At 46.7% G+C, this 18,380-nt stretch carries 16 protein-coding genes and 1 pseudogene; 3 read left to right on the plus strand and 14 right to left on the minus strand.

Features of this window, described 5'->3' with window-relative positions; all coding sequences use genetic code 11:
- Positions 1 to 200: 200 nt before the first annotated feature.
- From IQ211_RS20170 to IQ211_RS13075, 3 genes and pseudogenes are all read left to right on the plus strand, one after another.
- Positions 201 to 284 (plus strand): annotated as a pseudogene (locus IQ211_RS20170) (RHS repeat-associated core domain-containing protein); the annotation flags it as partial.
- A gap of 54 nt (positions 285 to 338) precedes the next feature.
- On the plus strand, positions 339 to 719 hold the full coding sequence (locus IQ211_RS13070) for an EndoU domain-containing protein (protein WP_399477999.1): 381 nt from the start codon (positions 339 to 341) through the stop codon (positions 717 to 719).
- A 7-nt stretch (positions 720 to 726) separates the two neighbouring features.
- Positions 727 to 1,044 (plus strand): hypothetical protein, encoded by a 318-nt coding sequence (locus tag IQ211_RS13075; RefSeq protein WP_189759290.1) that lies wholly within the window; start codon positions 727 to 729, stop codon positions 1,042 to 1,044.
- Positions 1,045 to 1,250: 206 nt separating this feature from the next.
- Here IQ211_RS13075 and nuoN read toward each other — a convergent pair whose 3' ends face one another.
- The 14 genes from nuoN to hexA form a co-directional block, all read right to left on the minus strand.
- Positions 1,251 to 2,708: an NADH-quinone oxidoreductase subunit NuoN gene (nuoN, locus tag IQ211_RS13080; RefSeq protein ID WP_189759291.1), complete on the minus strand. Its 1,458-nt coding sequence runs from the start codon at positions 2,706 to 2,708 to the stop codon at positions 1,251 to 1,253.
- A gap of 6 nt (positions 2,709 to 2,714) precedes the next feature.
- On the minus strand, positions 2,715 to 4,235 hold the full coding sequence (gene nuoM, locus IQ211_RS13085) for an NADH-quinone oxidoreductase subunit M (RefSeq protein ID WP_189759292.1): 1,521 nt from the start codon (positions 4,233 to 4,235) through the stop codon (positions 2,715 to 2,717).
- A gap of 19 nt (positions 4,236 to 4,254) precedes the next feature.
- Positions 4,255 to 6,117 (minus strand): NADH-quinone oxidoreductase subunit L, encoded by a 1,863-nt coding sequence (gene nuoL / locus IQ211_RS13090; protein ID WP_189759293.1) that lies wholly within the window; start codon positions 6,115 to 6,117, stop codon positions 4,255 to 4,257.
- Positions 6,114 to 6,416, minus strand: a complete 303-nt coding sequence (nuoK, locus tag IQ211_RS13095) for an NADH-quinone oxidoreductase subunit NuoK (RefSeq protein ID WP_189759294.1) — start codon at positions 6,414 to 6,416, stop codon at positions 6,114 to 6,116. The genes nuoL and nuoK overlap by 4 nt, the downstream gene beginning before the upstream one ends.
- A complete protein-coding gene (nuoJ, locus tag IQ211_RS13100; RefSeq protein ID WP_189759295.1) occupies positions 6,416 to 6,946 on the minus strand; it encodes an NADH-quinone oxidoreductase subunit J in 531 nt (176 codons plus the stop codon). The genes nuoK and nuoJ overlap by 1 nt, the downstream gene beginning before the upstream one ends.
- 12 nt (positions 6,947 to 6,958) lie before the next feature.
- The gene (gene nuoI / locus IQ211_RS13105; RefSeq protein WP_189759296.1) at positions 6,959 to 7,501 is read right to left on the minus strand and encodes an NADH-quinone oxidoreductase subunit NuoI; all 543 of its coding nucleotides are present in this window, start codon (positions 7,499 to 7,501) and stop codon (positions 6,959 to 6,961) included.
- A 16-nt stretch (positions 7,502 to 7,517) separates the two neighbouring features.
- Positions 7,518 to 8,495 (minus strand): NADH-quinone oxidoreductase subunit NuoH, encoded by a 978-nt coding sequence (gene nuoH, locus IQ211_RS13110; protein ID WP_189759297.1) that lies wholly within the window; start codon positions 8,493 to 8,495, stop codon positions 7,518 to 7,520.
- Positions 8,495 to 11,218: an NADH-quinone oxidoreductase subunit NuoG gene (nuoG, locus tag IQ211_RS13115; protein ID WP_189759298.1), complete on the minus strand. Its 2,724-nt coding sequence runs from the start codon at positions 11,216 to 11,218 to the stop codon at positions 8,495 to 8,497. The genes nuoH and nuoG overlap by 1 nt, the downstream gene beginning before the upstream one ends.
- A 61-nt stretch (positions 11,219 to 11,279) precedes the next feature.
- Entirely contained in the window at positions 11,280 to 12,644 is a 1,365-nt protein-coding gene (nuoF, locus tag IQ211_RS13120; RefSeq protein ID WP_189759299.1) for an NADH-quinone oxidoreductase subunit NuoF, read from the minus strand.
- On the minus strand, positions 12,641 to 13,186 hold the full coding sequence (gene nuoE / locus IQ211_RS13125; protein ID WP_189759300.1) for an NADH-quinone oxidoreductase subunit NuoE: 546 nt from the start codon (positions 13,184 to 13,186) through the stop codon (positions 12,641 to 12,643). Before nuoE ends, nuoF begins: the two co-directional genes overlap by 4 nt.
- A 2-nt stretch (positions 13,187 to 13,188) precedes the next feature.
- Positions 13,189 to 14,988 (minus strand): NADH-quinone oxidoreductase subunit C/D, encoded by a 1,800-nt coding sequence (nuoC, locus tag IQ211_RS13130; protein WP_189759301.1) that lies wholly within the window; start codon positions 14,986 to 14,988, stop codon positions 13,189 to 13,191.
- Positions 14,989 to 15,063: 75 nt separating this feature from the next.
- Positions 15,064 to 15,738, minus strand: a complete 675-nt coding sequence (locus IQ211_RS13135) for a NuoB/complex I 20 kDa subunit family protein (protein WP_047769419.1) — start codon at positions 15,736 to 15,738, stop codon at positions 15,064 to 15,066.
- A gap of 15 nt (positions 15,739 to 15,753) precedes the next feature.
- Positions 15,754 to 16,218 (minus strand): NADH-quinone oxidoreductase subunit A, encoded by a 465-nt coding sequence (locus IQ211_RS13140; RefSeq protein ID WP_189759302.1) that lies wholly within the window; start codon positions 16,216 to 16,218, stop codon positions 15,754 to 15,756.
- A gap of 708 nt (positions 16,219 to 16,926) precedes the next feature.
- Positions 16,927 to 17,919: a transcriptional regulator HexA gene (hexA, locus tag IQ211_RS13145; protein ID WP_189759303.1), complete on the minus strand. Its 993-nt coding sequence runs from the start codon at positions 17,917 to 17,919 to the stop codon at positions 16,927 to 16,929.
- Positions 17,920 to 18,380 lie beyond the last annotated feature (461 nt).

An 18,380-nucleotide genomic window follows, 5' to 3' on the forward strand; every position in this document is an offset into this window, starting at 1 on the left:
GGCGCTATACTGCACAACGACTTGCGGCGGTAGCAGGGCAAAAAGCGCACCGGGGCAACATCGCAAAACAGGCCAAAAGTGCACATCGGCGTTTTAGGTTCGCGGGGATGGACGGAACAGGTAAAAATGGTTCTTTAACAAGCTGATAGTCAAAGAAAAAATCGCTTAAAACAGTATGACCGCACCGGAATCGTTCCTAAGACCCCATTGGGCTGGCGGGCGGGTTGAATCCTTACGGATATGTGCATAATCCCACAAGATGGATCGATCCACTGGGATTAGCAGGAGAAGATTGCGATAAACTGCTTAAGCAGGCTTCCAAAAGAGCTGTTCCTTCGATAAATGATGAGCATGTTTTCCACGGTGAAGTTAACAGGAGAGGGAAGGCGGTTGGATTTCATCATGAAGGAGATCATCACGGTAAAGCGCGAATTGTTCAAATGACAAATCCACCTAATTCACAGGGCTTTTATACAGGTAAAGTAGAAATTCGCGATGCGAAGACAGGTCAATGGATACCCAAAGAACGCGAATCATCATTTTATCCAAAATCATGGAGTCAGCAAAAAGTTCTAGATGAGATTAAAGGTGCTTATCAAAATGCCACAATACAGCCAAATGGGAAATGGTCTGGAAAAGCACCTAGCGGAGTTAGAATAGAAGGATGGCTTGACGCTTCGGGTAAGATAAATACCGCATACCCTATATACACTAAGTAGAGGAAATATGAAATTTTTTATTGATAAAGATGGATATCCAGCAGTCGATATTGATTATGATCGCCATGTATTAGCTGATTTTTTAAGTGGTGATATTCAGGGTAGTATTTATAGCGTGAACGAACTTATTGATTTATGCGAATCTATCAAAAATGGCGTATTACCACTATGGGAAGGTACTGGCAATGCTCATACTGTTACCATTAAACCGGATGGTGTCGAAATATTTAACGAATATACAGAAGAAAGTCTTAAGCTCGCAACCATAGAAGAATTCAAAGGTTATCTTGAAAAATGGAAAGAATTACTTCTAAGTAGAGAATAAACATTAAAGAGCTGGAAAGATCCCAAGATCTTCCGGCTTTTTTTTAAGGGCCGCTCAGTCCTTGCTCTTAGCGGCTTTGATACTCCCCAATCAGTTCCCACATTCTCAGCTCAATTTCACTGAGCTGGTCTTGCTGTCAGACATTTACAACAAAAAACCCAGACAACGATGACTGGGTTTTTTAAACAGTTTCTTTAGCTTATTGTTTATAGAGCAGTTTTCGCCAACTGGACAATATCAATTAGCGGTTGTGGCCAAACACCAAGGATCAATACCAGTAATGCACTGAGCAACACTACAATCCCGCCAGAAGTAAACGCCCAATTGCGTGGTGTATCACGGTTCAGTGCTTTCGGCGCTGGCAGGTACAAGCTCACCATCACGCGTAGATAGTAGTAAAGACCGATGGCACTACCCACAACAACAGCACCAGTCAGCCACCACAATTTTGCTTCAACACCTGTCGCGATGACATAAAATTTGCCAATGAAGCCAAATGTTAATGGTATTCCCGCCAATGACAGCATCATCACTGTCATTACCGCTGACAGGATCGGTTTATGCCAGAACAAGCCACGATATGAGAACAGTGAATCCGCATCTGGCCCTCTGTATGGGCTGGACATCAAGCTGACCACACCAAATGCCCCAATACTGGCGAACAAATAACCGACCAGATAAATACCTGCCGTCTCTTCTGCCAACGTATGATCTTTGATGGCAACCAATACCACCAGCAAATATCCCAAATGAGCAATGGATGAATAGCCCAGCAGTCGTTTGATATTGCTTTGTGTCAAGGCCAATAAGTTACCAAACAGGATAGATGCAATAGCAATCACTGTTAGCAGAATACGTAAGGTTGTGCTTTCAGCCACGGGTGCTTCAATGAATAAACGCATGATCACTGCGAAGATCGCAACCTTACTTGCTGTTGCCAGAAAGGTCGATACCGGTGCCGGTGCGCCTTGATAAACATCCGGTGTCCACAGTTGGAAAGGCACAAGGGAAAGTTTAAAGCCCAGCCCTACGATCATCATCCCCAAGCCAGCCAGAACTAACGGTTCATGCAGTTTGCTATCGCTCAAACTTTTTCCAAGTGATGCGAAAGACAAATCACCGGATTCTGCATACAGCAATGCAATACCAAACAGCAGGAATGAAGATGCGGCCGCAGACAACAGCATATATTTAATGCCCGCTTCCAATGAACGTTTCTGGCGATACGCATAACCCACTAAGCCAAACAGCGGCAAGGTGATCAATTCAATTCCGATAAACAGTGATGCCATATGGTTGGCAGAAGAAAGCAGAATGCCCCCAGCCGCCGCAATCAACACCAACAGATAAAATTCTTCTTTATTATCGGGATAATTTTCCAACCATGAGTAGGCAAATGTCGTTGTTGCAAGGCTCGCAATCAGCACAAGCGCAGTATAGAACATTGCAAAACGATCTACATGAATCAATGGCGTGACATCCATTGGCTCCTGCTGCCCCACAAAATAGAGTGAGAACAGGGCCAGGTTTAGACCAATCACCGTCAAGGTGACATTGGTGAAATGATCGCGTCGCCACGCAATGGACAACATCACAACCACTACCGTCAATCCGACGATCAATAGCGGCAACAGTGCGATCAATTGTTCAGAAGTTATTGTCATGGCGAATTACGGCCTTGTAGTTAAAAGTGAAGCTGAATACCAATTCTGGATGTTACCCATTGCTGCGGCTGAGGTATCAAGAATTGGTTGCGGGTAAACCCCCAAAATCACCAGCAAGACAACCAACAGCAGCAAAATGGAAATTTCACGCACATCCATTCTCTGTAAGGGTTTATCAGTTTTTGCCGTACCGTAATAAGCCTTCTGCATCAAGTACAGTGCGTAAACGGAGGCAAAAACCAAACCGAACACGGATACCGTAGTCACCAGGGTAAATTGACTGAAGCTGCCGAACAGGATCATAAATTCCCCAACAAAGTTACCGGTTCCTGGCATACCTAATGTGGCTACGGCAAAAAATAGGGATATCGCCGGCAAAAGCTGAATTCTTCCCCACAATCCGCCCATTTGGCGCATGTCTCTGGTATGCAGGCGTTCATAAAGCTGACCACACAGAATGAACAAACCCGCGGCTGACAGGCCATGTGCAATCATTTGGATCACCGCTCCCTGATAAGCCAATTGGCTACCTGTGTAAATGGCGATAAGCACAAAACCCATATGGGAAACACTGGTATAAGCAATCAAACGTTTGATATCAGTCTGACTGAATGCCATCCAGGCACCGTAGAAAATACCAATAACGCCCAGCCACATGGCAATCGGAGCAAATTCCGCAGAAGCTTGCGGGAACAGAGGCAAACTGAAACGCAACAAACCATAAGCCGCCGTCTTCAACAAAATCCCTGCAAGGTCAACTGAACCTGCTGTTGGAGCCTGACTATGAGCATCCGGCAACCAGCCATGTAAAGGAACAACCGGCATTTTTACCGCGAATGCAATGAAGAAACCCAGCATTAGCAGGTATTGAACGGTGTGTGACATCGGCGTATCCAACAGTTTTTCATAGTTGAATGTCCATTCGCCAGTTGCATCATGGTGAATGAAAGCCAGTGCCAGAATCGAAATCAGCATCACCAAACCGCTGGCTTGGGTATAGATGAAGAATTTCGTTGCCGCAGTGATACGGGTTTTACCTTCTGAGCCTCTGTGCCCCCACAGGGCAATCAGGAAGTACATCGGTACTAACATCACTTCCCAGAAGAAGAAGAATAAGAATAGGTCGATGGCAAGGAAAACTCCCATCACACCACCCAATATCCACAGCAGGTTCAGGTGGAAGAAGCCTTGGTATGGCTGGTTTTCATTCCACGAACAGAGGATCGCCATCAAACCCAGTAATGCAGTCAACACGACCATCAGCAAGGATAAACCATCCAGTGCCAGATGAATGCTAATGCCGAAACGTGGGATCCACTGAAGCAAGAATTCAGATTGCCACTGTGGTATGCCCTGTGGGTTGGTGAGTGTATAACCGCCCTGTAACCACAGGTACAGGGAGAGTAACAGCGTCAGTCCCATCGCCAGAAGCGCTATCCAACGCGGCATACGGGTGCCGAAGCGCTCGGCCTGCCAACACAACAGGCCTCCGATGAAGGGCAGAAGAATTAGCCAAGGTAGTAGCATGGCGCAATGTGTCCCTTAATTAAACCAAAAGCAGCAGAGCTAAAACCAGCACTGCACCCAACCCCATAGAGGTAGCATACCAACGGACTTGTCCGTTCTCACTCCAACGTAGCCCTTTATTGCCCCAACGTGACAATATGGCTGGAATGTTCATCAGTGAGTTCAAAGGATCACTTTGCAACAGGCGAGTGATACCCTTGAATGGTTTCACAAATACCCAGTCATATAGCGCGTCAAATCCCCAGGCATGGAACCACCATGTGGAGAAGAAACGCCCTGGGGCGCTGTTCGCCGTAGCATTAACCACACCACGTTTGCCCAGATACAACGCAGCCGCCAGCAAGATACCGACAATAGCAACCACACCAGAAATAATTTCCAATGTCATTTTGCCATCATGCCCTGTCGCGCTGTTTCCTGATAGAACACTCTCAGGTAAGACTCCCGCCAGCGGTGGCACAATTAGCGCGCCCACAAAAGTGGACAACACCAGCAACACTGACAATGGCAAAGTGTGAGTAATGCCCTTGACTGGATGAGCATGGGTATTTTCTTCACCGTGGAACACGATAAAGATCATGCGGAAGGTATACAGTGATGTCATCAATGCGCCAATCAGCCCCGCCAGCATCAGGTTCATATGACCATTTGCCAACGCACCCCACAGGATTTCATCCTTACTGTAGAAACCGGCTGTCAGTAATGGCAGTGCCGACAACGCAGAGCCACCCACCAGGAAGCAGAGATAAACAAATGGGATACGCTTACTCAGCCCACCCATTTTGAAGATGTTTTGCTCATGATGGCAGGCCAGAATCACCGAGCCAGAAGCCAGGAACAGTAATGCTTTGAAGAATGCATGGGTCATCAGGTGAAAGATCGCGGCATCCCACGCCTGTACACCCAATGCCAGAAACATGTAACCAATCTGGCTCATGGTGGAATAAGCCAGCACCCGTTTGATATCTGTCTGTACCAGTGCGGCGAAACCTGCCAGCAGCAAGGTGATCGCACCAATAATACCGACCAAATGTAAGATATCAGGCGCCATCAAGAACAATGCATGGCTACGGGCAATCAGATAAACCCCGGCAGTAACCATTGTAGCGGCGTGGATCAGCGCAGAAACGGGTGTCGGACCGGCCATCGCATCTGCTAACCATGTTTGCAATGGTAACTGAGCGGATTTACCGACAGCACCACCCAGAATCATCAAGGTTGCCCAGGTGATTGCGCTAGAACCTACTTCAATATGTTGTGGCGCCAATACCGCCAATTCGCGGAAACTCAACGTACCAAGCTGGTCGTAAAGGATAAACATACCAATAGCAAGGAATACGTCACCAACACGGGTCACAATAAAGGCTTTCATTGCCGCCGCGCCATTGGCAGGGTTTTTGTAGTAGAAGCCGATCAACAGGTAACTGCACAGGCCGACGCCTTCCCAACCGAGATACATCAGTAGTATGTTATCTGCCAGTACCAATACCACCATACTGGCGATAAATAGATTGGTATAGGCGAAGAAACGGGAGTATCCCTCTTCACCGCGCATGTACCAGGAAGCGTAAATGTGGATCAGGAAACCAACGCCAGTCACAACACTTAGCATTGTCAGTGACAGACCATCCAGTACCAGATTAATCGGGATACTGAAATTATCCACTGCCATCCAGTTCCACAGCGTCTGGCTGTAGACCAGCCCCCCTGCCCCATCCTGAGTAAGAAAATCAATCGCTACCCAGAAGGTGACCAATGCTGCCAGCCCAACAGAACCACTCCCAACGGTAGCTGACAAATTTTCAGACCAGCGGCCACGGGAAAATGCCAATAGCAAAAATCCCAGCAGTGGCAGCAGAATTGTTAAATAGAGTAAGTTCATCCGCGCATCTCACTGACTGTATCAATATTCAGGTTTTGGCGACGACGGTGCAACTGTAGTAACAGTGCCAAACCGATACTCGCCTCGGCGGCTGCCAGCGTGATGGCCAGAATGTACATCACCTGACCATCAGGCTGGAGCCAATAGCTGCCAGCAACGACAAACGCCAGCGCTGAAGCATTGATCATGATTTCCAACCCGATCAGCATAAATAACAGATTGCGGCGAATAACCAGGCAGGTAAAGCCTAATGTAAACAAAATAGCCGCCAAGATGAGGCCATGGTGTAACGCTATCATTATTGTTGGTCCTCCGCACGATTGCTGATCACTTCCCCTTGCCGATTTTCACGGCCGATGTGGTAAGCCACTACCAATCCTGCCAATAACAGCAAAGAGGCCAGCTCGACCACCAATACATAAGGGCCAAACAGGCTAATCCCTACTTCTTTGGCACTGACGACTTCACCACTGATTTCAGCAGATGACAGGGTACTGATGGCGTAAACCAACACAATCAACAGCACGATAGACAGGAGTGACGGGCCAATCCAGGCACGGGGTTGTAACCAGCGCCGTTCCTGCTCGACAACTGATTTTCCCAGATTCAGCATCATCACGACGAAGACGAACAACACCATAATTGCGCCCGCGTAAACGATGATCTCCAAAGCACCAGCAAAATAGGCGCCCATTGAAAAAAACACAACGGACAGGGCTAACAAGGAAATAATCAGATACAACAGTGCATGTACCGGATGCGTATGGGTTACTACCCTGAGTGTTGCGAGAATCGCAACCAGCCCTGCGACATAAAATGTAAATTCCATGAATATCGCTCCTTACGGCAACAGGCTTTTAACGTCGATAGGCTTAGCCTCATTGTCGGCTTCACCTTTATCTTTGCCGTCAATTGCCATACCTGTCTTACGGTAAAAGTTATAGTCAGGATATTTACCTGGCCCTGAAATCAGCAGATCTTCTTTCTCGTATACCAGATCCTGACGCTTGTATTCACCCAGTTCAAAATCCGGTGTCAACTGAATAGCGGTAGTTGGGCACGCTTCTTCACACAGGCCGCAGAAAATGCAACGCGAAAAATTGACGCGGAAGAATTCAGGATACCAGCGCCCATCCTTATGCTCTGCTTTTTGCAGTGAAATACATCCCACCGGACACACCGCTGCACACAAGTTACACGCAACACAACGCTCTTCACCGTCAGGATCACGCGTCAGAACGATGCGCCCACGGTAACGGGGTGGCAGATAAACCGGCTCTTCCGGATACATTTTTGTTTCGCGTTTATGGAAGGCATGAAGCCCTATCATCCAAATACTGCGTACCTGGGTGGCAAAACCGACCACTAATTCTTTCAATGTCATGGTTCAATCACCCCCTTTATTGAGCGTTGTATAAAATAACTGCGGCTGTCGCTAGCATATTCAGTAACGTTAACGGCAGACAAACTTTCCAGCCAAACGACATCACCTGGTCATAACGAGGACGTGGCAAGGCAGCGCGGATCAAAATGAACATCATCATGAAAAATGCTGTTTTCAGCGCAAACCAGACGAATGGAGGCAAAAGAGGTCCATTCCAGCCACCAAAGAACAGCGTGACGATCAAAGCAGATACTGTCACAATCGCGATATATTCTCCGACAAAAAACAGACCGAATTTCATGCCGGAATATTCAATGTGATAGCCATCGGCCAGTTCTTGCTCGGCTTCCGGTTGGTCAAAGGGATGGCGGTGACATACCGCGACACCCGCAATGGCAAAAGTCAGGAAGCCAAAGAATTGAGGAATGACATTCCATACATGTTGCTGTGAGTTGACGATATCCACCATGTTAAAGGAGCCAGCTTGTGCCACAACGCCCATCATGGACATACCGAGGAAAACTTCATAACTCAATGTCTGTGCTGATGCACGCATCGCACCCAGCAAGGCATATTTGTTGTTACTCGCCCACCCCGCAAACAGCACGGAATAAACCGCCAAACCCGCCATCATCATGAAGAATAAGATACCAATATTCAGGTCTGCGACCATCCATGTCGGGCTGACTGGCACGATCGCAAAGGCCAGAAGCATTGAGCTGAATGCAATGACAGGAGCCAAAGTGAAAATGGCTCTGTCAGAAAAACGTGGCGCCCAGTCTTCTTTAAAGAACATTTTGATCATGTCTGCGACAAGCTGCAATGAACCGCCCCAACCGACTCGGTTTGGCCCATAACGGTTTTGAAACAGGCCAAGGATACGGCGTTCAAAGAAACTCATGAACGCCCCGCAGATCACCACGACCAGTAGAATGACAACCGCTTTCAGTACAGTAATCAGGATTTCAATGACATCGGGAGTCAACCAGCTCATTATGCAACCTCCCGTAAGTTATGGACTGATTTGCCTGCCAGAACCGGCGGTATACCTGACATTCCCAGTGGCAAGCCAATTTGCCCTTGGGCCAGATTACCACTTACGCGCACGGCCAAACGCAGTTGCTGTCCTTCACAATCAAATGTCATCACAGCGCCTTCTTTCACCTTCAAATGCTCCGCATCTTTTTGATTAATCATCACATACGGCTCAGGCATACGTTCCTGTATTACATCAGAACGTTGTGACAGCTCTTCACTGCCAAACAAGTGGAAATAGGGCGCAACATGCCATTGATCTTTTTGCGCAGTAAATGCGGTCGGGATAGCGTCAAAATAGTTCAATCCACCATCAACCGTTTCAATCAAACGAACCCCTGGATCACCAAAGCGCAGCTTGCCACCCACTTCAGCCTGGAATTTATTCCACGCTTGCGGTGAGTTCCAGCCTGGTGCCCATGCAAATGGAATTTGCTGACGTGGTGCATATGGGCTGTTGTTCCCTTCCATTGAGAAAGCAAATGCAGTATCGATATCCTGTGGCTGGCGCTGCTCATGGACACTGACATCAGCCAACATCGCGGTACGGCCACTATAACGATGAGGTGAACGCGCCAATTTTTGCCCACGAATACGGAATGTCGCATCTGGTGCCGCATCTACGATGCCTTTGAATTGCGGCATCACTTTGACACAAGCTGCAATCACGTGATCAAGTTGTGTCCAATCGGTTTGGCACTGTGTATAGGTGGTATACAGGGAATGCATCCAGCGCCAGCTTTCTAACATAACGATGGATTTATCATAAAATGCAGGTTCGTAAACCTGGAAATAGCGTTGAGCACGGCCTTCTTGATTCACCAACGTACCATCGCTTTCAGCAAAACTGGAAGCTGACAGAATCAAATGCGCCTTATCCATAATGGCGGTGCGTTGGTGATCCACGACGATCAGATTTTTCAAACTATCCAGTGCACGATCAATTTTATCCGCCGGTGCATGACGATAGAGATCGTTTTCCATAACGATAGCGGTGTCTGAATCCCCTTTAGCGATACGCTGTAAAGCAGCATCTAATGGCTGCGCCTCCATCATCGCCAATCCCAGGCTATTCGCATATGCGGCAACATAGGAAAGCCCCACATCCGCACCTTTATCTTTCAAGGCCCATGCGATATTGGCCGCAGCCTGAATCAAGGCATCACTGCCTGGATTACTGCCACTGATGATCAAGGGTTTTTTCGCATCACGCAATGCATGTGCAATGATTTCCACTTTCGATTTCAGCTCATCCGGCAGATCATTAACGGCAGGAGCGATATTGTTCAGGGAATGTGCCACGGCAAAACCCAGGCGAGCCTGATCATCAGTAGGTGCACGGTAGCTCCATGCGGCAATATCATCCAGTCGGGTTTCATCGACACTGGTTAAGAAAAGAGGATATTTGGCGTGTTGGCCAATATTCATCACAGCTGCAATCTGCCAGTCTGCCACTTTCTGAGCAGCCGCCATTTCACGCGCTTTGCCTTTCACTGCCTGACGCACAGATAACGCCATACGAGCAGCCGTTTGGGTCAGGTCTTCCCCTAACACCAGCACCGCATCATAATCTTCAATTTCACGCAGCGATGGCGTATAAACCCCACCTTGCTGGAGAATTTCTAACATCGTATCAAGGCGATGTTGTTCTTCCGCTGAAATACCACTGTAAAAGTTTTCCGCACCAACCAATTCACGCAAGGCAAAGTTACTTTCAATGCTGGCACGCGGTGAACCGATGCCAATAGCATTTTTAGCCTGACGCAAAATATCTGCGCCTCCTTGCATAACTTGCTCAGCATTCAATGAAATCCACTGATCGCCACGCAATTGTTGTGGCTGGCGAGGACGATCGTCACGGTTAACATAACCATAACCGAAACGCCCGCGGTCACACATAAAGTAGTGGTTGACTGTGCCGTTATAACGGTTTTCTATCCGGCGCAATTCACCGTAGCGTTCCCCAGGGCTGGTATTACAACCAATACTGCACTGTTGGCAGATGCTTGGCGCAAACTGCATGTCCCATTTACGGTTGTAGCGTTCTGAATGTGTTTTGTCGGTAAATACCCCTGTTGGGCAAATTTCAACCAGGTTACCGGAAAATTCACTTTCCAATGTGCCACTTTCAGGACGACCAAAATAGACGTTGTCATGAGCACCATAAACACCAAAATCCGTTCCATCCGCATAATCTTTGTAGTAACGGACACAGCGGTAACAGGCGATGCAACGGTTCATTTCATGAGCAATGAATGGCCCCAATTCCTGATTTTTGTGAGTACGTTTGGTAAAACGGTATTTTCGGAATGAATGCCCCGTCATCACTGTCATATCTTGTAAATGACAGTTACCCCCTTCCTCACAAACTGGACAGTCGTGGGGATGGTTGGTCATTAACCATTCCACAACACTGGCACGGAACTGTTTAGCTTCTTCATCATCAATAGAGATATACGTGCCATCTGACGCTGGTGTCATGCAAGACATCACCAAACGACCGCGTGTATCTTCCGCATTTTGATATTGCTTCACCGCACACTGGCGGCAAGCGCCAACGCTTCCCAGCGCTGGATGCCAGCAAAAATAAGGTATATCAAGCCCCAATGAGAGGCAGGCTTGTAACAGGTTATCAGCCCCGTTTACATCATATTCTTTGCCGTCTACATGTATCGTAGCCATAGTCAGCATGCTTCCCAATGGCCTGCCGTGGCAGGCGTTAATCAAAAATTAGCACTGTTTGTTACCAACGCTGGTTGAGCAGGTTTGGTTGAATACCCGCAATCAGATTGGTATTGCCATAATCTTTGGTGACAATTCCCGCTTCAAACTCTTCACGGAAATACTTGATAGCACTCTGCAAAGGTTCCACAGCACCTGGTGCATGGGCGCAAAACGTTTTGCCTGGACCAAGGAAACGACAGAGTTGTTCTAAAGTTTCAATATCACCTGGCTGGCCTTTGCCACTCTCAATGGCCCGGAGGATTTTGACACTCCACGGCAAGCCATCACGGCATGGTGTGCACCAACCACAAGATTCACGTGCGAAGAATTCTTCAAGATTGCGAGTCAGGGAAACCATATTGATTTCATGATCCACCGCCATTGCCAGTGCGGTTCCCAATCGACTACCCGCTTTAGCGATATGCTCAAAATCCATCGGCAAATCTAAATGGTCCGCGGTCAGAAAATCAGTTCCTGCCCCTCCGGGTTGCCATGCCTTGAATTTCAAGCCATCACGCATTCCGCCCGCATAATCTTCAAGAATTTCACGGGCAGTTGTGCCAAAAGGTAATTCCCAAAGACCTGGATTTTTGACTCGGCCAGAAAAGCCCATGAGTTTAGTACCGGCATCTTTACTTTTGCCGGCACTCAAACCGATATACCACTCTTTCCCATGTTCAAGAATGGCAGGAACGTTACACAATGTTTCGACATTGTTGACGCAGGTAGGTTTACCCCATACGCCAGCCGTCGCAGGAAATGGCGGTTTTGAACGTGGGTTTGCCCGGCGCCCTTCAAGGGAGTTAATCAAAGCGGTTTCTTCACCACAGATATAACGCCCCGCGCCAGTATGAACAAACAGTTCAAAATCAAAACCACTGCCCAAAATGTTTTTGCCAAGCAATCCAGCTGCCTTGGCTTCCTCTATGGCTTTGCGTAAATGGGCAGCCGCTTCGACATATTCACCGCGCAGGAAGATGTAACCGCGATAGGCTTTCAATGCAAAGGCACTGATTAACATGCCTTCCACCAACAGATGAGGCAATTGCTCCATCAATAGGCGGTCTTTATAAGTACCCGGCTCCATCTCATCCGCATTACACAATAAATAGCGGATATTCATGCTTTCGTCTTTTGGCATCAGGCTCCATTTCAAGCCGGTTGAGAAGCCTGCACCGCCACGACCTTTTAAGCCAGCATCTTTAACCAGTGCGGTAATTTCATCAGGAGCCATGCCCTTCAGTGCTTTTTCGGCCCCTTTATAACCATTTTGGCTTCGGTATTCATCCAGCCAGACAGGTTGTTGGTCATCACGCAACCGCCATGTCAGGGGATGAGTTTCCGCTGTGCGGATAATTTCTTTCACTCCTGAATGCGTTGTCATGGATATTGCTCCAGTAATTTTTCAATTTCTTCGGGTTTTACGTAACTGTGGGTGTCCTCATCAATCATCATCGTGGGTCCCTTGTCACAGTTACCCAGGCAGCAGGTTGGCAACAGTGTGAAACGTCCATCAGCCGTGGTTTGCCCCGGACGAATGTTCAGACTCGATTCTATCGCTGCCTGAATACCCTGGTAGCCCGTGATGTGACATACGACACTGTCACAGTAGCGAATAATGTGACGCCCCACTGGTTGCCGGTAAATCTGGCTGTAAAACGTTGCCACCCCTTCCACGTCACTGGCCGGAATACCTAATACCTCAGCAATGGCATAAATGGCACCATCTGGCACCCAACCACGCTGTTTTTGCACAATTTTCAGTGCTTCGATTGACGCAGCACGCGGATCTTCGTAGTGGTGTTTTTCCTGCTCAATGGCATTACGTTCGTCAGCACTCAATACAAACTCATCCGGGGTCTGAGCGTCCGTTACGTTAACTACATCAAGGCGTGCTTGCTTGTTTGTGTTAAATTCACTTTGCATCGTTAGCGATCCACATCAGACATAACAAAATCGATACTGCCCAGATAGACGATAAGGTCAGAAACCAGACTACCGCGGATCACCGATGGAATTTGCTGCAAGTGAGCAAAACTTGGTGTACGGATACGGGTACGGTAGCTCATGGTGCTACCATCGCTGGTCAAGTAATAACTGTTGATACCTTTAGTCGCTTCGATCATCTGGAATGATTCATTGGCAGGCATGACCGGCCCCCATGATACTTGCAGGAAGTGGTTAATCATGGTTTCGATATGCTGCAAAGTCCGTTCTCTCGGTGGCGGAGTGGTCAGTGGATGATCAGCCTTGAATGGTCCTTCCGGCATATTTTTCAGGCACTGCTCAAGGATACGCATACTCTGACGGATTTCTTCCACTTTCAGCATTACCCGGTCATAGCAATCACCGTTGTAGCCTGTTGGTACTTCAAAATCGAAATTTTCATAACCAGAATAAGGGCGCCATTTACGTACATCAAAACCAATGCCAGTGGCACGCAGCCCCGCACCGGTAACCCCCCAGTCCAAAGCTTGTTTGGCATTGTAGGCCGCAACCCCAACAGAGCGCCCTTTCAGGACACTGTTTTTCAACGCTGCTTTGACATAGGAATCCAAACGTTTCGGTAGCCAGTCCAGCAATTCACGCAAGAGTTTGTCCCAACCACGCGGTAAATCATGCGCAACACCACCGATGCGGAACCATGCCGGATGCATACGAAATCCCGTAATCGCCTCGACGACATCGTAAACCTTCTGCCGGTCAGTAAAGGCAAAGAAGACGGGCGTCATCGCACCAACGTCCTGGATAAATGTACTGATATAAAGCAGATGGCTATTAATGCGGAACAGTTCGGACAACATGACACGAATTGTTTTCACCCGATCGGGGACTTCAATACCAGCCAGCTTTTCAACCGCCAGCACATACGGCATTTCGTTAACACATCCTCCCAAATATTCGATGCGATCGGTATAAGGGATATAGCTGTGCCATGACTGACGTTCTCCCATTTTTTCGGCACCCCGATGGTGGTAGCCGATATCGGGAACACAATCGACGATTTCTTCGCCGTCAAGTTGCAGAATAATGCGGAATGCACCGTGAGCAGAAGGATGGTTTGGACCGAGATTAAGGAACATGAAGTCTTCATTATCTGTACCGCGCTTCATCCCCCACTCTTCGGGTTTGAAAGTCAGCGCTTCCATTTCCAGATCTTCTTTCTGCTTAGTCAAGACGAAAGGATCAAATTCCGTGGCACGGGCAGAATATTCCTTACGCAACGGATGACCTTCCCATGTCGGTGGCATCAAGATACGACGCAAATTGGGATGGCCATTGAAGGTGATGCCAAACATTTCCCACGTTTCACGTTCATACCAGTTGGCATTTGGGAAAATTGACGTGACAGTTGGGATATTCAGGTCTTGTTCAGCGAGCGCGACTTTCAGCATGATGTCGCGATTACGCTCAATAGAAAGGAGATGATAAAACACCGAAAAGTCAGCTGCCGGCAAGCCTTCTCGGTGAGAGCGCTGACGCTCATCGACGCCATGCAAGTCAAACAACATGACATAAGGTTTAGGCAATTTTTTCAGGAACGTTATTACCTTCAGTAACTGTTCCCGTTTGACCCAAACAACTGGCATACCAGTGCGGGTCGGCTGGATGGTAAAGGCATCCGGGCCAAATTGACGATTAAGCTCGCTGACAACCGGATCATCAAGATGATCTCGTGTTGCCCAAGCAGGCCGGGCGCTTTCTTGCGCTATCTGATCTGTCATCATTCTTCACCACAACGCTTGATCAGGGTTTTTGTGATCGCAACACATTGCTCTGGTTACGCTATATGGCTAAAAGCCTTAAATTTCGTCTGGAGTACGCAGATTTTTCACTGCAATACGTTCACCGCGTTTCCTTTCTCTTTCTGATTGCATATTGGCGCGGTAAACCCCTTGATCGCCAACCACCCATGACAGTGGGCGTCGTTCTTTGCCTATGGACTCTTGCAACAGCAGCAGAGCCTGCATATAGGCTTCAGGGCGAGGAGGGCAACCAGGAATATAAACATCGACAGGGATAAATTTATCAACCCCTTGAACTACGGAGTAAATGTCGTACATACCACCAGAGTTTGCGCAGGCTCCCATTGAGATAACCCATTTCGGCTCCAGCAATTGGTCGTACAGGCGTTGAATGACGGGCGCCATTTTGACGAAACAGGTCCCGGAAATCACCATGAAATCAGCCTGACGGGGAGATGCTCGCAATACTTCGGCACCAAAACGTGCAACATCGTGGACAGCGGTAAATGACGTCACCATTTCCACGTAGCAGCAAGAAAGTCCAAAGTTATAAGGCCACAGGGAGTTTTTCCTCCCCCAATTCACCATATTATGCAGAGCATGTTCCAGTTTCCCCATATAGACACTTCGGTGAACATGTTGCTCCAAGGGATCGCTGACAGTTTCCTGTTTTTGCAGGGGATAACGGTCATTCTCACCGTTAGGATCTATGCGGGTGAGCGTATAATCCATCTTTATGCCTCGCTATTACTGCATGTGACTGTTGTTGGTATGATCGCCAGTAGTGTTGATATAAGTATCAGCACTCGGTTTACTAACCTGACGTTTTGAACGCGCTGGTGTCCAATCCAATGCCCCAATACGCGCCAGATAAACCAAACCTGCCAATAACACCAAAATGAAAATGCTTGCTTCGGCAAAGCCTAGCCAACCGCTCTCTTTGATTGAGACGGCCCATGCATACAGGTAAAGGACTTCAATGTCGAAGATAACAAAGAACATGGCAACCAGATAAAACTTCGCCGACAGACGCAAACGTGCACTACCGACAGAATCGATACCTGATTCATAAGGGACGTGTTTTGCCCTGGCTTTCGCCCTGCCCCCCATGAAGTACCCACCCAGTAGCATGAATGCGCACAAACCAAGAGCACCTATTAGAAAAACCGCGAATGCCCAGTGATGGGCTAAAATTCCAGTGGATGTAGACATACTCGTTGCTTACTCATCAAAAGTGGTGTCAAAGTGTCTGCTCTTTTTGCCGGCAGTGTTGCACCACATCGATTCATGGGAAGGGATAACAACCAAATCTGAAACAACGCTAATCAATGTATCTTATCGATTGAATCGTCTTGGTTTTTATTCCTCTCAACAAAATTCGCCCTAACGGCAAAAGCACCTGCCTATTTATTTACAAACCACAAACCATTAATTAACGGATTGTGCTGGCATACCGCTAAAACGTGTCAGTCGTACAAAAAAACATCTTCCTGACATAACTAGTCTAACCGATAACTCGACTTTACTACACCATTATCGCAGGAAAAACCTGTCTTTCCACTGCACTGCTTGGGGTATTTTTATGATCAAGTGCACAGTTTCATTGAAAAACATTCAACACTTGAATGTAATTTATTCAACGATTAATAAATTGTTTCTAAAAAGAACGATTAAAGTGCAATAAGCGAGCTATTTCTGAAAATGGTTTATTTTATCAAGTTAGGGAAATAAAATTTGTTAACAAAACAACATTCTATTAACCAAAATTCGAAAGGTATAGGAAAATTAGTAGGGTATATTTCTTATTAGAAATATCAGAAATGGAAATGAAAATTTGAGAAGATTATTAATAAGTAATTAGCAACAGGCTAATACTTCCATAAATAAAATGGAAATATTAGCCTATAAAACACATAATACTTATTCGTCTATATTTTCAGCGGAATTTTCATCCACTGTTTCAGTTGATTTGATGGGTTCAATCGTATCGATAGATTCATCCATTTCGTCGGATTCATCAGATTCAACAGCTGTTACAGTATAAGGTGTTTTCTTATTTTCTATTGCATCAAAAACAGTCAAAACAGATTCGTTCTGTTCGTTACTATTACGATATAAGAAGAATTGGATTTCCGGCAGACGTGGTAATCCTTCAATTTCACCTAAAATTCTCAGGTCCGCATTCTGCATTTCCAGAGGGCGAGCCGTAATGCCGACTTCTGCATTCACAGCCGCGCGAACAGCGGATAAGGAAGCAGCTTCATACGCAATACGCCATGAAATGCCAGCCATATCCAGTGTTTCCTGAGCGATCTGGCGGAAAGGATTAGTTTCATCCATTACAACCAACGGGACAGGCTCGTTTGTCTGCAATTGGAAATCTGGTGCACAGTGCCATAAAACAGGCGAAGAACGTAAGAGTGTTTTAGGATGGTGGTTGATTTTTGCTGTGGTGACTGCCAAATCAATCTCATGGTTATCCAACATGCTTTCGATAAACTGAGCGCGCTTAATACGCACATCAACGGCCACACGTGGATAGACAGAGGCAATACGGTTCAATAAGAAAGGAAGCAGTGTATCAACAGCGTCATCGGATACACCTATTCTTAATTCACCGTCGGCATCATTGTAGGTTAATGATGCGGTTGCATCGTCATTAGCACGCAGAATTTGGCGTGCGTAACCAAGAAGTTGAAGACCATGTTCGGTCAGAAGCTTATTGCGACCGTGACGAGCAAACAACTCTCTCCCCACGAGATGTTCCAACCGCTGCATTTGCTGACTCACAGCTGACTGCGTTCTAGAAACAGCTGCCGCTGCTGCTGCAAAAGTATTTAAGTCAGCAACAGCAACAAAAGTTCTTAGCAGATCGAGATCGAGGTTTATTATCTGACGATTTGCATTTATCATTGTTTATTCATCACTTTTTTTTGATTTTAATTACTAACTAACCTGGTGTTTTTACTTCAGCAGTATCAAATAAAATAATACCGATTGTGACATTACTCTACTCTATTAAATAGGGCAAAGGTTTACTTCATTTTTTTACTATTTAAATCATCATGGGTTTTATTTTCTCCTTTCTTAACAAAATTTATGCAATCCCAAAATAAGTCTAGAGAGAAAACCCTATTTACATCACATAATCACGAATTTCCAGTACAAATATCCTTTTTCTGACTTGCTTCAAAGAATAACCTAATCTGAATTAGGAACACTTAACATTATCAGATAGTATTAGAATTTTTAATAAATTGACATTTTTATCGAATAGGCTCAAAAATGCTATGGATAAAAACTCAAAAAATTTGTCAAAGTATCCTGAGATAAAAACCTAAATTAACTTTAGGTCAGTAAAGATAAATTATAAG

Source organism: Xenorhabdus griffiniae, from assembly GCF_015163655.1.
Classification (GTDB): Bacteria; Pseudomonadota; Gammaproteobacteria; order Enterobacterales; family Enterobacteriaceae; genus Xenorhabdus; species Xenorhabdus griffiniae.

Coding starts and splice junctions, on each gene's coding strand:
- IQ211_RS13075 (WP_189759290.1), top strand. CDS start 727: ATGAAATTTTTTATTGATAAAGATGGATATCCAGCAGTCGATATTGAT.
- nuoN (WP_189759291.1), bottom strand. CDS start 2,708: ATGACAATAACTTCTGAACAATTGATCGCACTGTTGCCGCTATTGATC.
- nuoM (WP_189759292.1), bottom strand. CDS start 4,235: ATGCTACTACCTTGGCTAATTCTTCTGCCCTTCATCGGAGGCCTGTTG.
- nuoL (WP_189759293.1), bottom strand. CDS start 6,117: ATGAACTTACTCTATTTAACAATTCTGCTGCCACTGCTGGGATTTTTG.
- nuoK (WP_189759294.1), bottom strand. CDS start 6,416: ATGATAGCGTTACACCATGGCCTCATCTTGGCGGCTATTTTGTTTACA.
- nuoJ (WP_189759295.1), bottom strand. CDS start 6,946: ATGGAATTTACATTTTATGTCGCAGGGCTGGTTGCGATTCTCGCAACA.
- nuoI (WP_189759296.1), bottom strand. CDS start 7,501: ATGACATTGAAAGAATTAGTGGTCGGTTTTGCCACCCAGGTACGCAGT.
- nuoH (WP_189759297.1), bottom strand. CDS start 8,495: ATGAGCTGGTTGACTCCCGATGTCATTGAAATCCTGATTACTGTACTG.
- nuoG (WP_189759298.1), bottom strand. CDS start 11,218: ATGGCTACGATACATGTAGACGGCAAAGAATATGATGTAAACGGGGCT.
- nuoF (WP_189759299.1), bottom strand. CDS start 12,644: ATGACAACGCATTCAGGAGTGAAAGAAATTATCCGCACAGCGGAAACT.
- nuoE (WP_189759300.1), bottom strand. CDS start 13,186: ATGCAAAGTGAATTTAACACAAACAAGCAAGCACGCCTTGATGTAGTT.
- nuoC (WP_189759301.1), bottom strand. CDS start 14,988: ATGATGACAGATCAGATAGCGCAAGAAAGCGCCCGGCCTGCTTGGGCA.
- IQ211_RS13135 (WP_047769419.1), bottom strand. CDS start 15,738: ATGGATTATACGCTCACCCGCATAGATCCTAACGGTGAGAATGACCGT.
- IQ211_RS13140 (WP_189759302.1), bottom strand. CDS start 16,218: ATGTCTACATCCACTGGAATTTTAGCCCATCACTGGGCATTCGCGGTT.
- hexA (WP_189759303.1), bottom strand. CDS start 17,919: ATGATAAATGCAAATCGTCAGATAATAAACCTCGATCTCGATCTGCTA.